Origin of the sequence: Kitasatospora sp. NPDC048298, assembly GCF_043201465.1 — a bacterium.
Lineage (GTDB): Bacteria > Actinomycetota > Actinomycetes > Streptomycetales > Streptomycetaceae > Kitasatospora.
The window spans coordinates 32950-47946 of record NZ_JBICYZ010000074.1; the positions used below are offsets into that span (position 1 = coordinate 32950).

Sequence of the window (14997 nt, forward strand, 5' to 3'; positions counted from 1 at the left end):
ATCAGCCGGTGAACGGCGGTTTGGTCGGTACACAGACCGTACCGGGGGCGGGCAGAATGCCGTCGATCAGGTATCGGGTCTCGTACCGGGCGGCGCAGTCACTGGGGTTGGCCAGCACGGTGTGGCCGTAGCCGTCGACGGTCAGCAGCTGCGCGCGGGCGAGCGAGCGGGCCATCGCGCGGGACCCTTCGTACGGCATGGCCGGGTCACCGGTGTTGGCGACCACCAGCACCGGCCGGGCGGTCGGGTGGTTCCAGGGGCCGTCGTAGCGGTCGCGGTCCCGGGCGGGCCAGTCGGCGCAGCGCTCGTCGGTCCAGGCGAAGTACGGGCCGGCCTCGCCGGAGCGGGCCCGGGCGGACACGGCCAGGGCCGGGTAGTCGGCCCTGGCGGGTGGGTTGGCGCTGTCCGAGCAGACCACCGCGAGCGCCTGGTCCGGCGACTGGCGCAGGACGGGCGGCAGCGGAGTGCCCGGCGTGGAGGGGGCCTCGGTGGCGGCCCACAGCGTCTGGAGCCTGGTGCCGAGGTGGCTCCAGCCGGTGTCGGGAATGCCCGGGGCGGGGTTGGTGGCGTAGAGCGAGATGATCGTCGCTTCCAGGGCCGAGCCGGCGGTGTAGGTCATGCCGTCGACCGCGACCGGCCGGGTGTGCAGCCGCTGGAGCAGCTCGCCGTACCTGGCCCGGGTGGCCGCGGCCGTCCCGGCGGAGAAGGCGCAGGTCTGGGTGCCGGCTTGGCCGCACTGGTCGAGGAAGGCGTCCAGGACGCGGGAGGCGGCCACGTCGCTGCCGTTGCGCAGCAGGGTGCCCGTGGTGGTGGCCTGGTCTCCGCGGCCGGTCGACCAGGCCACCGGGTCCGGGGCACTGTCGAGGACCATGGCGCGCACCCGATCGGGGAACAGGTTGGCGTAGGTGGCGCCGAGGTAGCTGCCGTACGAGGTGCCCAGGTAGCTGAGCCGGCGGTCGCCGACCGCGCGGCGGAGCAGGTCCATGTCCCGGGCCACGTTGGCGGTGGAGATGTGCGGCAGCAGGTCGGGGTTGCGGGCCGCGCACTGCCGGGCGAGGCGCTGGTAGGCGTCGGCCCAGGTGTTCTGTTGCTCCGCGCCCTCGGGGTAGCCGGCGGCCGTGCCGGCCAGCAGGGCCTGCTCGTCGGCGGGGTTGTCGAAGCACTGGACGGGTGCGCTGGCGCCGGTGCCGCGCGGGTCGAAGCTGACGATGTCGAAGCGCTTGCGCACCTGTTCGGGGAACTGGCCGAGCATCAGGGGCAGGGCCAGGGTGCCGGCCACGGCCGGGCCGCCGGGGTTGTAGAAGAGCGAGCCGATCCGGTGGGCCTGGTCGTCCGCCGGGTGCCGGATGACGGCGAGGTCGATGCCGGCGCCGCGCGGGTCGTGGTGGTCGAGCGGGACCCGCGCGGTCGCGCATTCGAAACCGTCCGCGCACGTTGCCCAGGCCAGTCGCGGCGCTGGAGCGGTGTCCGGCGCGGCCACGGCGGTCGCCGGGCAGACGGCCGCCAGCAGCGCAGCCGCGGCGATGCCCGCGCCCAGCCTCCACGAGGCCGCCGGGCGTCGGACTACGGCGGGGGCGGCCTCGGGCCGGCGTGGGTCTGCCGCGGGGCCGGAGGAAGGGGAGGTGCAAGTCACGCGAGTGCCCTTTCGTCAACGGGCCGGACGGTCGTTCGCGCTCCTCGGTCGCGGCGCACCGTCCGGCACGTCGGACAGTTCCGCACCTCGCTGGCAGAGTGCTGGCATCCCGCTGGCAGCGGCTCAGGCACCGTTCGGCAGGGCGTGGGCACTTGCGGACGCCGGGAGGGCGCACCCAAGGGCTGTCCCGTTGCACCAGGGTGCCGGCATGATGATCTGCATGACCGCAGACCGAAAGGCCCATGCCGCGTAGACGGCCCGGCAGGCTCCGTGCCGACCAACGACATGACCCGCGCGCCTGGGGCGACCCGCCACCAGACCGCATCCCATGGCTCTCGACTCGCACCAGCCTGGCGGTACATCGGGTCGAGAGACGGTCGGCCGACTACTACGTGTACCCCGGTGCCACGGATCGGGCGTTGTGGCGGTATCGAGCGTTCTCCCTGTCACCGGGGCGCCGCCCCCTGTACCCGCAGGACGCGGAGTGCTCGTGCCGTGGGTGCTCCTTCGACGATGTGCGTCACGCGCGGGATGTCCTCGATGAGGTTCTGCGGGAGCTGCCTGCCCGTGCCCGCGAGGAGCTGGGACACCGAGTGGCTGTACTGGACTCTGCCTACGTCCAGCGCACTTTGCCGGATCCCTTTGCTGGTGAACGGCAGTGGCGCTCTGACCGTTGGTGGCGCCGCCGTCTCGCCGGCGGCAGGGAGGGGACGTGAGTCTTGCCCGGGGTGCCTACCGCGGTGAAAAGATCGCTGCCATGGCCAGCGTGATCACGGCATCGGAATCATCCTGGACAACCCCGCACTCCGCGGATCGTCGCAAGCTCGCCCTTCCGCTTCACAGGACGTGACAGGGGGTCTCGGCATGCCGCGTGAGCGCGTCCAGGAGCGCGGTTTGCTGGTCGGTCAGCTTGCCCTCGGTGCGGGCCTTGTCCTGCTTGCGCAGCCAGGCGCCGGGGCGGAAGGTGGGGTCGTCGCCGAGGCCGGTTCGGTTGGCGGGGCCGGTGAGGGTTCCGCCGGCGGCGAGGTAGGAGAGCAGGCGGCGGTAGGAGCGGTTCCAGTCCGGCTCCAGGCGCCACAGTTCGTCCAGCGCGTCGAGCTTGGTGACCTGGTCGGTGGTGAGGTTGTCGGCCTTGCGCTGGCGGCGCATCCACGCGCCCACCGCGTGGTCGTCCAGCTTCGCGGTCGCCGGGATCGCCAGGTGGCCGTGCTGGTGGTGGAACGCGGCGGCGTAGGCGTAGCCGCGTTCCCAGGCGTTGGCGTTCTTCGACCAGATCATGCCGAGCGCGTCCAGCTCGCTGACCCGGGCGGCGTCGAGCAGGCCCTGGCCGTTGAGGTGGCGCTGGCGGGTAAGCCAGGAGATCAGCTCGGCGTGCGCCGTCTTGTCGGTGGGGTCGAGGTGGCCGTGCTGGAGGTGGAACACGGCGGCGACGGCGTGCATCCGCTGCCACTCGACGGCGCGCGGGTTGAACACGCGCAGCTTGACGGTCTGGAGGATCCGCGCCGCGTGCCGGCGGGCATTGATCTTGAGCCACTCGATCGGCGACTCGATCGGGGCCGGCTGCTGCCCGCCCTCTTCGGCCTCGGCGCCCTGGCTCTCGGCCGGCTTGGCTGCCGTGGTGTGCGCGGTGCCTTGGGAGCGCTGGGCGCGCAACTCGGTGATCCGGCCGACCACCCGGGCGTCGTGTGCGGCGAGGGCGCGCAGGACCCGCCAGATCGTGCGGAAACCGGAGGCCTCGATCTCGGCGTCGGCCTCGGCCTTCACGGCCTCGCCGGCGTCGTGGACCTCGGCCGGGTGCGCGGTGGCGGTGTCGTCGCCGACCTCCGGCGTCGGTAGGTAGACCGGGATGATGACCCAGGACACCTTGCCCTCGCGGTAGGACTGGCGCAGCGCCCTCCCGACTGCCTGGACGATGTCGATGACGCTCGACTTCGGGTCCGCGAAGCAGATGGCATCCACGGCGGCGACGTCGATGCCCTCCGTCAGGAGTCGGCTGTTGCAGAGGATGCCGCACTCCTCGCCGTCCTCGCCGGTGTGGGCCTTGAACTCGGTGAACGCGGCGCGGCGGTCCGTGAGCCGGTCGGTGCCGGCCACCGCCTTCGCCCAGATCCGCTCCGGACGGTCCTTGTCCTCCAGCAGCTGGGAGGCGTCCAGCAGAGTACTCGCGAACTCCCGCGCCGCGGACACCCGGGAGTGGAAGGTGATGACGCGGCGCAGGCCGAGGTCGGCGACGGCGCGCAGCACCGCGATCTGCAGGGCCAGGCGCAGGAGTTCCTCGTTGCTGCGCTGGGAGCGGAGGTCGGCGACGGCCGGGAGGTTGAGGAGTTCGCGCAGGTCTTCGTCGGTGACGACGGGGACCAGGACGCGGTAGTCGGCGAGGTAGCCGTGCTCGATGCCCTGGCCGAGGGTCCAGGTGAACACGGTCCTGCCGTAGACCGTCTCGTCGTCCATGGAGCAGAGGGCGGGCAGCGCCTGGCCGTCGGCGTCGGCGAGGTCGGCCAGGCCGTCCTTCGCCCGCCGGTCGTCCGCGATCCGCGGGGTGGCGGTGAAGTACAGCCGGCGCGCGGCGGGGACCTGGGCGTCGTCGTGGACCGCGGCCCACGCCTTGCCCTCGGCCCCGGCCGTGCGGTGGGCCTCGTCGATGACGACCAGGTCCCACGCCGGCAGGCCGCACAGCCGGTGGGCCTGGACGATCCGCTCCAGGCTCGCGTAGGTGGCGTACACGGTGACCGGCTCGCCCGCCTTCTCCTTGGCGACCAGGTCGGCGATCCGCGGGGCCTGCGTGCTCACCTGGGCGTGGACGCGGCCGCCGGCCTCCGCGCTCTCCAGCGCCTCCTCCCGCGAGCACGCCGCCACCGCCAGCCCCCGGCGCCCGCCCCGCAGCGACCAGGACTCGGCGGTCTGCTCCAGCAACTCGATCGTCGGCACCAGCACCAGCACACGGCCCCGAGCGGCCAGGCGCCGGGCGCAGCCGGCCGCGATGAGGGTCTTGCCGGAGCCGGTCGCCGCGATGACGGTCGCGCGGCCGCCGTCCTTCACCTCGCGCACCGCGGCGGCCACCGCGTCCTTCTGGAACCAGTGCAGCGGCAGCGGGTTCAGGGCGGTGCCGAGCGGCTGCGCCGGGAGCAGCGGCTCGGCCTCGGCGCGCAGCCCGGCCGGCACGTTCTGCTCGGCGGTGGCGGTGGTGGTCTCCACGGCGGTGGCTCTCCTTCGTGTGCCGGGCGGTGTCGGGGTCAGTGCTCGTCGGGGTAGGCGTAGCGATGGAGGGCGTCAATGAGGCTCTCCACAAGGCCGCCAACCGGCGTGATCGTCCACTCGCTGTCGAAGCCGCCCTCGGTGAGGAGGACGTCCGCCAGGGCGTCAGTCAGTTTCTGGGCCTCCTTCTCGCTTGGGCGAACAACCGGGTCGAGCACCACGCGGCACTCCTGGGCGGCGCGGCGCAGCACGGCGAGCATCTCGTCGGGGCCCGTGAACCAGTCGAGGCGGTCCTCGGCCGTCGCGGTGGCATGCCGGGCGGCTCGGGAGAGCAGCCGGTGTGCGGTGCTCGGGGAGATACGCAGGTTCAAAGCGATCTGGCCGATGGTGTGGCCGCTGTCCTTCAGCGTGACGGCTTGGACGCGCAGCTCTTCTCGCCTGGTGGTGCCGGGGCGGCGGGTGTGTCCGGCGCTCATCGGTCCTCCTCGGGCACCCAGCCGCGGACTTCCAGGTAGGCGATGTCGGCGTCCTCGACGGCGCGGCCGGTCTCCACCAGCCACTCCTTCATGGCCTCGGTGACGTCGCCGTGGTGGTCCGCCACGCGCTGGGACCACTCGGCGGCGTCGAACCCGCCCGTGCTCGCAGAGCCGTAGGTGCGCTCCTCCGTGCCATCGGAGCGCGGGATGAAGCCGCGGCGGATACCGCCGGAGTCCTTCTCCGACCCTGCCGAGTAGACGTACTGGTCGGCCTTCATCCGGACGGTGAAGGCGAGGCGGCCGCCGGCCTGTCCGGTCTCGTGCACCACCGGGGCGAGGTGGCTCGCACCGGAGCGGATGGCCTGGCGTCCGGCGCGGCCGGCCATCGACCCACCGGCCTCGCCGACGGTGTCCTTGCCCCGCACCCGGGCCTTCTGCCCGGTCTTGGTACGGCGGCGCCTGATGTTCGCCTCCGCGATCCCGGACAGTGCCTCGGCGTCGCGCTCGCCTCCGCGCACCGCTCGGACCAGCTGGCGCAGCGCGCCCACCATGCTGGCGCCCTTTCCCTTGGTGAAGAACTGGGAGACGAGTGAGGCGTCGCGGCCGAGCATCCTGGCGACCTGACGTTTGGTGTAGCCCTGGTCGATCAGCTCCTGGGTCAGGCGCGCGGCCTCGTTGGGGTTGTTCGGGTCGGCCGAACTCACTGCTGCTCATCCCCCTTCTGGGCGAGTTCGGCGCGGCCCAGGCCGCGCAGCTTGAGGTACTGCTCCTGGCTGGTCGGGTGCTCGACGGGGCCGGTGAGGTGGCCCTTGAGGAGGTAGTCGCCGGGCTCCCCGCGGTAGGGCCAGGGCTGGCGCTCGGTCAGGGCGATGCCGTCGGTGCCGAAGTACACGACCGTGCCGGGCTTCGCGTGCAGGGCGCCGGCGTGGGCGATGATGTCCTTGCCCTGGCGGTACTTCATGTCCAGCAGCGCGGCACGGGCGCCGGACCAGACGTAGGCGGCCCATTCGGGGTGGGCGTAGGGGTCGCGGGAGAAGCCGGCCTGCCGCTGCCAGGTGACGACCTCGGCGTCCTGGCCGAGGATCTCCACCCCGGCGGGCAGCGCCTCGCCGATCGGGGTGGTGCCGGAGACCAGGCGGGGGCGCTGCGCGAAGCCGCCCAGGCCGAACAGCAGCACCGACCGGACGGCGCGGGAGGCGAGGTAGGCGGCCTGCCGCTGCCGCTCGTCGCCGTGCATCTTCGAGAGGTTGGTCAGGTCCGACCAGGCCGCCTTGAGGCGCTTGCCCCACTCGTCCAGGGGCTTGCCGTCCTCGAAGAGCAGGCCGCCGAGGATCTCGATCCGCCACGGTGCGATGTGGTTGGCGAGGGCGAGGTGGATCTCCGCGCCGCCCGCCCACGTCGTGAACGTCGCGCCGGGCTCCGACGGGTAGATCCAGGCGCGGTCACCGGTGACCGGGGCGGGGAGCAGGCCGACGTGGTTCCACCCGGCCGGGACGGTCACGCGCACGTTCCAGTGCGAGCAGGACATCAGGGCCTTGGTCTGCTCCTGCTCGGTCATCGCCGCGAACGCCCGCGCGGTGATGCGGCGTGGGGTGCCGACCGGTGACTTCCACAGGTGCTTGGCGTAGGCGAAGGTGCGGTCGTACTCCACCAGGGCGGGCAGCTGCTCCGGGACGCGGGGCGGCAGGATCAGCTCGGTGCGGCCCTGGCCGCCGGTCGCGTGCAGGAGGCCCCGGAGTTCCTCGCTGAGGACCGGGTAGCCGCCCGCCCACTTGCCGGTCGTCGGGATGGTGCGCGACCACAGGTCCCGGCCGGTCTGCGACGGCGAGCCCATCAACACGGCGTCGTCCCAGTGGCGGCGCAGCGCCTGCCACAACAGGGTGAAAGCCTGGCGGCAGGTGACGACGTCGGCGCCGTCCGGGTCGAACCACTCCCCCATCGAGCGGATCTCCGTGCTGCCGCCGTCCGGCGCAGCCGCGGGGGCGTAGCGGCCGACCGGCTGGCGCTGGTGGACGAAGTGTCCGGCCAGCTTGTCGCGGCCGGAGCCGACGGCGGTGGTCCACCGTTCCGACGGGGTGTTCAGCCACGCCGTGACGGCGTCCTTGAGCGTGCTGTAGCGCTCGGCGCCGTCGTGCCAGGGCGCGCCGGCGGTGATGTAGATCCGCTCGGTGCCGGGCGCGGTGGCGAGGACGGCGTCCAGGATCTCGCCCGGGGTGCGGGCGCCGAGGTCGAGCCGCACCACGCGGTCGCGCACCGCGAGGTCGCCGGTCGCGGCGTCCAGGAACACCGTGGAGCGGGCCTGCTGGACGAAGTTCGGGCGCTTGGAGAGCAGACCGGTCGTCACCGCTTCGAACCGCGCACCGGCCGGGCCCTCGGGGAGGGTGGGCAGCTCGCGCGGACCGGCCTCGACTGCCGGACGCGGCACGGCAGCGACCGGAGCGACCGAAGCCTCCGGTTCGACCGGCGCAACGGCTGCGGGAGCGGCGGAGGCGGGCTGCTCGGTGACGGCGGCGGGGCGGGTCAGCGCCGGAGCCACGGTGACGCTGGGCTCGGCGACCGGCACCGGCTCGGACTCGGCCACCGGCGCGGGCGCGGGCGCCGGCGCAACGGTGACGGCCTGGTCGCCGGCCTTGGCGGCGCGGACGGCTGCCGGGGTCGGGTCCAGCAGGGGGGCGATCCGCACGACGTCGCCGACCGACAGGCCCGAGGCCTTCGCGACGGCCGGCGCCTGGGCGCCTTCGTACCCCGCGAGCCCGGCCACGCGGCGCGAGCGCTGGGCGGTGAGCTTGTCCAGCTCCTTCTGCGCGGCCGCGACCTGCTTCTCAGCGGCCGCGATCCCGGTGCGCAGCTCGCGCAGACCGGCGAGCTCGGCGGTGTACGTCTTGCGGTCCATCAGGGTGTCACTTCCCTTCCGTGGCGTCGGTGCTGGTGCCGGTGTCGAGGGGGCGGGCCTGTCGGGCGAGAGTGAGCCAGCCGTCCGGGCCCTGGGTGCCGTGGATGTCGGCCAGGCCCGCGAGCAGGAAGGCGTAGGCGCCGCGTTTCGGGGCCCGCGGCTGAGCGGCGCCGTTCTCCCACTTGGCGAACGTCTCCCGCCTGGTCTTCAAGGCCTCGGCGACCTCGATCTGGGTCAGGCCGGCGGCCTTGCGCAGCCGCTCCCGCTCGGCCGGTTCCGGCAGGTCGCCGCCGTCCCGGGCCTTGGCCAGTAGCGCGTCCACCGCCGCGTAGATCTCGGACATCACATACCTCCTGACGAGATAGGCAGCATAGATCACCTCTTGATACGCATCACTTTTCGCCGCATGTTGGTAACACAATGACCGCATAGGCTTCGCCGGGCGCGCTGGAGCCGCGGTGCCTGCACGTCGCGTACGCCCTCGGATTCCGCGAGCATGACGGGGCGTCATCATCCGATTACCGATTCGCCGGACAGGAGTCCGCCGGCGGAGCAGGATGAGGCCATGCCTGCTGCTGACGACCCGGTCTTCGCGCTCCTGCGCGCCTCGTTGGACCCCACCTGCCACACGGCTGCCGTGCGCTCCGAGCACCCCGTGTGCCGTGTCGTGGCCGCCACCGCCCGCAAGGACGTCGCCGCCGGTGGCATGGAGAACATCTCGTTTCTCGCCGCCGGCGTCGCTTTCGCCGGCGCCGCCGTCACCGGCCTGTTCGCCGAGCACTACGACGTCGAACCGGCCAAGCTCATGCGGGACCTTCTGGCCACGGCCGCCGAGGACCGGAGGAAAGGACGCGGCGAGGACGTCCCGTGGCAGGACCAGGTGCCCGCTGTCCTCGGCGCCTTCTTCGACCCCGCCACCATCACCGAGGCTCCGGCGATCATGGCGCGCGTCTGGGTCGAGGGCGAGAACAGGTTCTACGACCTGCTCGTGGACCTCGCCGCGCTGACGGCCACCATGATGACTTCGCTGATCAACCTCAAGGCCTACACCCAGGAAGAGATCTTCGAGGAGATCGGCCGGATCCTCGACCTGACCGGCGATAACGACGATCCGTCACGACCGACGGACGACTGACTTCCTCGCCTGCCACGAGAAGGGCACACATGAGCGGCGACCACACCCCATCGGACCCCACCGGCGAGGACGACCAGAACCGGAACGGGCCCCGGCTCGACCCGCGGAGCGTCCTGGAACTCGCCGAGTTCCTCGGCATGGACGAGGAGACCGAGCAACTGCGCGGAGACCTGCGCACCGAGCGGATCCTGTCACGCCTCAAACGGGCCCTGGACCTGGCTGGCCTGCCGATCAGCACCGGACCGGGGGCGCCGGGCGTCCGGGTCCTCCCCGGCTGGGACAACGACATCTACCCGGCGGGCTCGGTCCGCGTCGCGTGGAACGAAGGCGCCGACCTCGACGCCATGATCGAGACCGCGAAGCCCGACAGCCCGGCCGACATCCTGTGCCAGGCGGTCACCTCCGCCATGGACAGGGCCCTGGACACCATCCTCCAGGCCGCGGGGCTTCGGACCATCGTCGATTCCCTCGACGGATTCGTCGTCGTGGCGGACACGATGACGATCCCGGGAGCGGAGGAACTCGGCCTGTAACAACGAAGGCCTGCGACGGGCCCGGTCACCGCGGACAGTGCGACCGGGATCCGCTGCCGACCGGGCGACCGCCTCCGTCTGAAGGTCGCGCACCCCGCTCCTCGGGGGCCGGGTCCCCGGACAGCCGGCTGATCTGCCGGTCGCCTTCGCCATGAGCGGTCCGCTCCGGCCGCTCTTCGTCCGGGGCCGTGGCGGTAGCCGCCGGGCGTCCGGGGGCTGGGGGCGATGGCGCTGTCCGTGCCGGGGCTCGGTGGCCGGGTCGCCGGTCGTGGATGGCACCCTTCGCGGCCGCGCGCCGGTCGGCCGGCGGCTGGTGGGTCCGGTCTCAGGAGGTGAAGGCCCGGGGTGCCCATTGGTCGAGGTAGTCGGCGATCGGTCGCAGTTCGGTCGTGAGGAGACGCTGCTGTGCCGCCGCCCACGGCTCGGCGAGGACGGTGGCGATCGCGCCGGGGAAGGTGGAGAAGCGGGCGCAGGCCAGGACGGTGGCCCGCAGGTGCGGGCCGGGCAGGTGGGCGAGCCCGGTGCGCAGGATGTTCTGGAGCCACGGTTGCTGTTCCGGCCGGTACGGCGGGAGTGTGCGGAAGCGGTGGGTGACGACGGCTTCGGGGATGCCGAGTGAGGGGCGTCCCGCGCGCCACCACCGCAGGGCCAGTTCGACGTCCTCCAGTCCGAATCCGCTGAAGGCCGCGAAGCCTCCCTCGGTGAGGAAGCGGTCGCGGACGACCGCCAGGCAGCCGCCCGGGAGGAGACCGACCTCGCCGGGCCCGGTCGCCGGGCGCCAGCGGTAGGTCAGCAGGGCGTCCACGAGTTCGGCGCCGCAGCCCACGAAGCGGCTGTCGGAGGCGTCCCGCACCGCGGGTCCGACGAGTGCGTCCGGCGTGTGGTCGAGCGCGGTCACGAGCGGTGTCAGCCAGCGGTCGTCCACCGCGCAGTGGGCGTCGAGGAAGACGAGGACCGGTTGGTCGGCGGCCCGCGCGCCGCGGTTGCGGGCCGCGGCCACGCCGACGTGGTCCCCGCGCAGGGTCCGCACCCACGGCGGCCAGGTGCGCTCGCAGCCGCCGTCCGTGCTGCCGTCGTCGACGAGGACGAGCTGGCGTGGCCGCACGCTCGCGCTCGCCACCGACCGGATGGTCTCGGCGACCCGGTCACCCTCCTGGTAGGCGCAGACGACGACGGAGACGGGCACCGAGGAGCGCATGCCGGCGTCACCGTTCCGGTGGGACGGCGGGTTGCGGAGCGGCGGCGGTGAGCTCGGGTGGCAGGCTGTCGGCCACCGAGGCGGGTGTCCGGGCCCGGCTCCAGAAGCTTCGGCACTCCGGCAGCAGACGGCCGTGCCGGGCGGTGTCCACCCAGGTGTACCGTTCCGGTTCCCGGGTCAGGGCGAAGCCGCGCAGCAGTGCGAACTCGCAGAACCTGCCGAACCCGGCGGCGTGCGCGTAGTCGCCGATCGACTGGCCGTGCGCGTCCCGGCAGTGGGCGCGGAGCCCGGCGTACACGTGCCGGGGGACGATCAGAGGCGGCGGCTCGGTCACGTCGGGCCGCACGTGTTCGCCGTAGAAGGCGGTCGGGCACTGCCGCCAGCCGTCCGACTCCGGCCGGGTGCCGCCCGAGTCGAAGGCCATCCGCGGCCGGCCGTGGTCGAACAGGCGGGCCGTCAGCTCACAGGGCGCCGTGAACACCTGGTCCGAGTCCAGGTGCAGGATCATGTCCGCGTCCGTGTAGCGGTCCGCGTGGAGCTTGGTGATCTGCTGGCCGAGGTAGTCGTCGCCGTAGTCGCGGCAGGTGGACAGGCGGGCGCCCGTCGACTCGATCGCCGACGGCTCCATGCGTTCGAGGCTCGACCGCGGTACGACCACGACGACCTGGCGGTGGCCCGAGGCGAACAGAGCGATGGACCGCAGCGCCAGGTCCAGCCACTGCCGGTCCCGGTGGTACGAGCGGATGAAGACGTCGATGACCGGGGTCACTCGACGGGCTCGTCTCCGATACCGATCGCGGGTCCCGGGGTGCCGGTGATTCCGCCGGGCGGCGACGTCATCAGGAGTTCGTCGAACCCGGGGAACACTTCGGCCCACCGCGTGTCGCCGGCCCAGTGCGGTGCGATGCCCGCCGCGAGTGAGAGGTGGAACCCCGTGAGCCGGGAGATCCGGGACCGGTCGAGGTTGAGGGCCAACACGTCGCCGAGACGGGTGGTGTCCAGGCCGAGTTCCTTCAGTACCGCGGGCGGGCTCGCCGAGTACGCCGTGAACTCGCTCCTGTCGGTCAGGACCCGGGCCTGCCGGGGTACGAAGCCGACGTCGGCGAGCTCACCGGAGACGACCGCCGACTGCTCGTTGACGAACAGGGACACCCAGTCCACGCCCGCGCCCGCCAGGTCCTCGAGGAGGAGCTTCGTCATCGCCGCCGCCAGCCCCACGTTGGTCGCGTCCCGTACGGAGAGGAACGCCGGGGTGAGCAACGCCTGGCCGTTGTCGCCGACCACTGCCACCGCCGTGCCGCGCAGGGTCCTCGCACCGATGCCGGACGGCGGCCACGGGCGCTCTTCGAAGGCCACGGCGGTCCTGGTGTGGGCTCTCGCCGTGAGCGGGACCAGGACCTCGTCGAGCAGGTGCCCGAGGCCGAGCTGTCTGAGGAACCGGGACAGCTCCGGCCGGTACTCGCCGAGGGGATCGGTGGTGATCCGCAGTTCCAGACGGTCGTTCAGCTCGTCGTGAAGGTTCATCGCTTCTCCTCGCTGGTGCTGCTGTCGTCCACGTCGTAGAGCCACGCCACCGCCGAGTACCGCACACCGGTGCGCACCGGGCGCACCTCGTGCAGCACGTCGGAGCGGAAGGTGACGATGGAGCCGGCTTCCAGCCGGACGTTCTCGGGCGCCACGGTGCCGTCGGGCCGCGGAACGTGGAGGACCAGCGCTCCGCCGTCGAAGGTCGGGAGGCCGTCGTGCGGTGTCGCGTCGTTCAGCAGGCAGACGATCGTCAGCCGGCGGCGGCGGACGACGGCCGGGTCCAGCGGGTCGTCGGAGCTGTCCCGGTGGGCGCGGAAGAGTCCGCGCTCGGCGTAACTGCAGAACTTCGGGCCGTCCAGGGCGACCCGTCGCCATCCCCCGTCCTGGATCGTCTTCCGTGCGACCTCCCGCATGGCGGTGACGACGGGCTTCGCCCGCTCGGGCGCCAGCAGGTGCTCCGAGCAGCTGCGCATGCTCAGGTCGACCACGTCGTTGCTGCGGCGCAGCACCGGGCCGGTGATGGCGGCGGACCGGGCCATGGCCTCGACGGCGGCGCGGCAGTCCTGTGGTGACAGTGCGTTGCGCCAGATTCTCGGCTGTACCTTGTTGCGCTCTTCACGGCTGGGAGTTCCGGTCCGCATCCTTCTCCCGCTCTCGGTCGGTCGTGCGACGGCTACGAGAAACCCGCCGACACGTTAACCAATGGTGATGGTGATCTCGCGGAAGGTGATCGCCCGGGGGGCTGCCGTGTCTCCGTCATCGGCTCACGCGTCCCTTCGGGGCCTGCCGTTGTGACGGCCGGTCCGCGGTAAAGCGCAGGCAAAGTAGGATCGGTGCGCTCGGTCCCCCGGTTCTGTGAGGAGTGCCCTCGGATGGTGTTCAAGCGGCTTCTCGGCGCCCTGGGCGTCGGTGGACCCACCGTTGACACGGTGCTGTCCACCCCGACCGTCCATCCCGGCGGCACCGTGCACGGCCAGGTCAACCTGGTCGGCGGCAGCCGGGACGCCGACATCAACGGCATCACGCTCTGCCTGGCCGCCCGGGTCGAGGTCGAGCACGAGGACGGCGAGAGCCACACCGTCAAGGAGTTCGCCCGGGCGCAGGTCTGCGGCCCGCTGCGGCTGGCCGCCGAGGAGCAGCGCGCCGTCCCGTTCGCCCTGCCCGTGCCGTGGGAGACGCCGCTGACCGCGATCGGGGGCCACCACCTGGCGGGCATGGTGCTCGGGGTCCGCACCGACGTGGACATCGCCGGCCAGCTGGACCGGGGGGACACCGATCCGCTCGCGGTGCAGCCGCTGCCGGTGCAGCAACGGGTGCTGGAGGCGCTGGCGGCGCTCGGCTTCCACTTCCAGCGGGCCGACCTGGAAGCCGGCCGGATCCACGGCACGGGCCAGACGCTGCCGTTCTACCAGGAGATCGAGTACAAGGCGGCGCCGCAGTTCGCCCGGCGTTGCAACGAGATCGAGCTGTCCTTCGTCACCGACCCGCACCGGGTCGAGGTGGTGCTGGAGTTCGACAAGCGCGGCATGTTCCGTGGCGGCGACTCGGTGCGCACGTTCGTGCTGGACCATGCGGCCGGGCAGCACGACCTGACGGGCACCGTGGACGGCTGGATCCGCGGCGTGCTGGGCCACTGACCGCGCGCCTCGCCCGAGGTGCCCGGCTGCCGAGGGTCCTCGGGAGGGCGACGGCGGCCGGGGCGGCGGGCGAGCGTGTCGTCCGCCGTCCCGGCCCCGGGAGAAGAGGGAGACATCGCGCGGCCACGGGGGTGGCGTGGTCGCGCACCTACCAGCCGTTGCCGATCTTCACTGGTGGGGTGTTGCTGTAGCCACGGCTGCTCTGGCCCGGGTACAGCCACAGATCACCACTGGCGTCATTACGGGCGACGATGTCCTGATGACCGTCGCGGTCCCAGTCGGCCACCCCGAACGGCGAGAAGCCTCCCCAGCCGTTGCCGATCTCCACACGCTGGAAGCTGCTGAAGCCGCGGGTGCTGTCGCCCGGGTACAGCCAGAGTTTCCCGCTGTCGTTGTCCCGGGCGACGATGTCCTGGTGGCCGTCGTTGTCCCAGTCGGCCACCCCGAGCGGCGAGTAGGGCAGCCAGCTGTTGCCGATCCTGACCGGTTGCGCGCTGCTGAAACCGCGGCTGCTCTGGCCCGGGTACAGCCACAGATCACCACTCGCGTCATTACGGGCGACGATGTCCTGATGACCGTCATGGTCCCAGTCAGCCACCCCGAACGGCGTGTAACCCTGCCAACCGCTGCCGATCCTGACCGGTTGCACGCTGCTGAAACCGCGGCTGCTGTCGCCCGGGTACAGCCACAGATCACCACTCGCGTCATTACGGGCGACGATGTCCTGATGACCGTCATGGTCCCAGTCAGCCACCCCGAACGGCGTGTAA

Annotated in this window: 14 protein-coding genes; 3 read left to right on the top strand and 11 right to left on the bottom strand. The window is 72.4% G+C overall.

Annotation, left to right across the window (positions count from 1 at the left end):
* Position 1 precedes the first annotated feature (1 nt).
* From ACGF0D_RS36510 to ACGF0D_RS36535, 6 genes are all read right to left on the bottom strand, one after another.
* Positions 2 to 1633, bottom strand: a complete 1632-nt coding sequence (locus ACGF0D_RS36510; protein WP_392923802.1) for an alpha/beta hydrolase — start codon at positions 1631 to 1633, stop codon at positions 2 to 4.
* Positions 1634 to 2470: 837 nt separating this feature from the next.
* Positions 2471 to 4828: a Helicase associated domain protein gene (locus ACGF0D_RS36515; RefSeq protein WP_392923805.1), complete on the bottom strand. Its 2358-nt coding sequence runs from the start codon at positions 4826 to 4828 to the stop codon at positions 2471 to 2473.
* A 38-nt stretch (positions 4829 to 4866) separates the two neighbouring features.
* Positions 4867 to 5304 carry a helix-turn-helix domain-containing protein gene (locus ACGF0D_RS36520; protein WP_392883216.1) on the bottom strand — a complete coding sequence of 146 codons (438 nt, stop codon included), beginning with the start codon at positions 5302 to 5304 and terminating at the stop codon, positions 4867 to 4869.
* Positions 5301 to 6008: a helix-turn-helix domain containing protein gene (locus ACGF0D_RS36525; protein WP_392923808.1), complete on the bottom strand. Its 708-nt coding sequence runs from the start codon at positions 6006 to 6008 to the stop codon at positions 5301 to 5303. Before ACGF0D_RS36525 ends, ACGF0D_RS36520 begins: the two co-directional genes overlap by 4 nt.
* Positions 6005 to 8197, bottom strand: coding sequence for a hypothetical protein (locus tag ACGF0D_RS36530; RefSeq protein ID WP_392923811.1), 2193 nt, complete (start codon positions 8195 to 8197; stop codon positions 6005 to 6007). Before ACGF0D_RS36530 ends, ACGF0D_RS36525 begins: the two co-directional genes overlap by 4 nt.
* Positions 8198 to 8204: 7 nt before the next feature.
* Positions 8205 to 8540, bottom strand: a complete 336-nt coding sequence (locus ACGF0D_RS36535; RefSeq protein WP_392923814.1) for a helix-turn-helix domain-containing protein — start codon at positions 8538 to 8540, stop codon at positions 8205 to 8207.
* 222 nt (positions 8541 to 8762) lie between these two features.
* Here ACGF0D_RS36535 and ACGF0D_RS36540 point away from each other — a divergent pair, with 222 nt between their 5' ends.
* Together ACGF0D_RS36540 and ACGF0D_RS36545 are read left to right on the top strand one after the other, a co-directional pair.
* Complete coding sequence (locus ACGF0D_RS36540) at positions 8763 to 9332, top strand: hypothetical protein (protein ID WP_392923816.1); 570 nt, start codon at positions 8763 to 8765, stop codon at positions 9330 to 9332.
* 29 nt (positions 9333 to 9361) lie between these two features.
* A complete protein-coding gene (locus ACGF0D_RS36545; RefSeq protein ID WP_392923819.1) occupies positions 9362 to 9865 on the top strand; it encodes a hypothetical protein in 504 nt (167 codons plus the stop codon).
* Between the two features lie 325 nt (positions 9866 to 10190).
* Here ACGF0D_RS36545 and ACGF0D_RS36550 read toward each other — a convergent pair whose 3' ends face one another.
* From ACGF0D_RS36550 to ACGF0D_RS36565, 4 genes are read right to left on the bottom strand one after another with little or no spacing between them, the layout of a single operon-like run.
* Positions 10191 to 11063 (bottom strand): glycosyltransferase, encoded by an 873-nt coding sequence (locus tag ACGF0D_RS36550; protein ID WP_392923822.1) that lies wholly within the window; start codon positions 11061 to 11063, stop codon positions 10191 to 10193.
* Positions 11064 to 11070: 7 nt separating this feature from the next.
* Positions 11071 to 11832, bottom strand: a complete 762-nt coding sequence (locus ACGF0D_RS36555; protein WP_392923824.1) for a hypothetical protein — start codon at positions 11830 to 11832, stop codon at positions 11071 to 11073.
* Positions 11829 to 12587 carry a hypothetical protein gene (locus ACGF0D_RS36560; protein ID WP_392923827.1) on the bottom strand — a complete coding sequence of 253 codons (759 nt, stop codon included), beginning with the start codon at positions 12585 to 12587 and terminating at the stop codon, positions 11829 to 11831. The genes ACGF0D_RS36555 and ACGF0D_RS36560 overlap by 4 nt, the downstream gene beginning before the upstream one ends.
* Positions 12584 to 13231, bottom strand: a complete 648-nt coding sequence (locus ACGF0D_RS36565) for a 2OG-Fe(II) oxygenase (RefSeq protein ID WP_392923830.1) — start codon at positions 13229 to 13231, stop codon at positions 12584 to 12586. Before ACGF0D_RS36565 ends, ACGF0D_RS36560 begins: the two co-directional genes overlap by 4 nt.
* Before the next feature lie 231 nt (positions 13232 to 13462).
* Here ACGF0D_RS36565 and ACGF0D_RS36570 point away from each other — a divergent pair, with 231 nt between their 5' ends.
* A complete protein-coding gene (locus ACGF0D_RS36570) occupies positions 13463 to 14227 on the top strand; it encodes a sporulation protein (protein ID WP_392883235.1) in 765 nt (254 codons plus the stop codon).
* A 148-nt stretch (positions 14228 to 14375) separates the two neighbouring features.
* Here the strand turns inward: ACGF0D_RS36570 and ACGF0D_RS36575 are convergent.
* The coding region (locus ACGF0D_RS36575; RefSeq protein WP_392923832.1) for an FG-GAP repeat domain-containing protein at positions 14376 to 14997 on the bottom strand (622 nt) is incomplete at its 5' end.

Coding starts and splice junctions, on each gene's coding strand:
- ACGF0D_RS36520 (WP_392883216.1), bottom strand. CDS start 5,304: ATGAGCGCCGGACACACCCGCCGCCCCGGCACCACCAGGCGAGAAGAG.
- ACGF0D_RS36530 (WP_392923811.1), bottom strand. CDS start 8,197: ATGGACCGCAAGACGTACACCGCCGAGCTCGCCGGTCTGCGCGAGCTG.
- ACGF0D_RS36535 (WP_392923814.1), bottom strand. CDS start 8,540: ATGTCCGAGATCTACGCGGCGGTGGACGCGCTACTGGCCAAGGCCCGG.
- ACGF0D_RS36540 (WP_392923816.1), top strand. CDS start 8,763: ATGCCTGCTGCTGACGACCCGGTCTTCGCGCTCCTGCGCGCCTCGTTG.
- ACGF0D_RS36545 (WP_392923819.1), top strand. CDS start 9,362: ATGAGCGGCGACCACACCCCATCGGACCCCACCGGCGAGGACGACCAG.
- ACGF0D_RS36550 (WP_392923822.1), bottom strand. CDS start 11,063: ATGCGCTCCTCGGTGCCCGTCTCCGTCGTCGTCTGCGCCTACCAGGAG.
- ACGF0D_RS36560 (WP_392923827.1), bottom strand. CDS start 12,587: ATGAACCTTCACGACGAGCTGAACGACCGTCTGGAACTGCGGATCACC.
- ACGF0D_RS36565 (WP_392923830.1), bottom strand. CDS start 13,231: ATGCGGACCGGAACTCCCAGCCGTGAAGAGCGCAACAAGGTACAGCCG.
- ACGF0D_RS36570 (WP_392883235.1), top strand. CDS start 13,463: ATGGTGTTCAAGCGGCTTCTCGGCGCCCTGGGCGTCGGTGGACCCACC.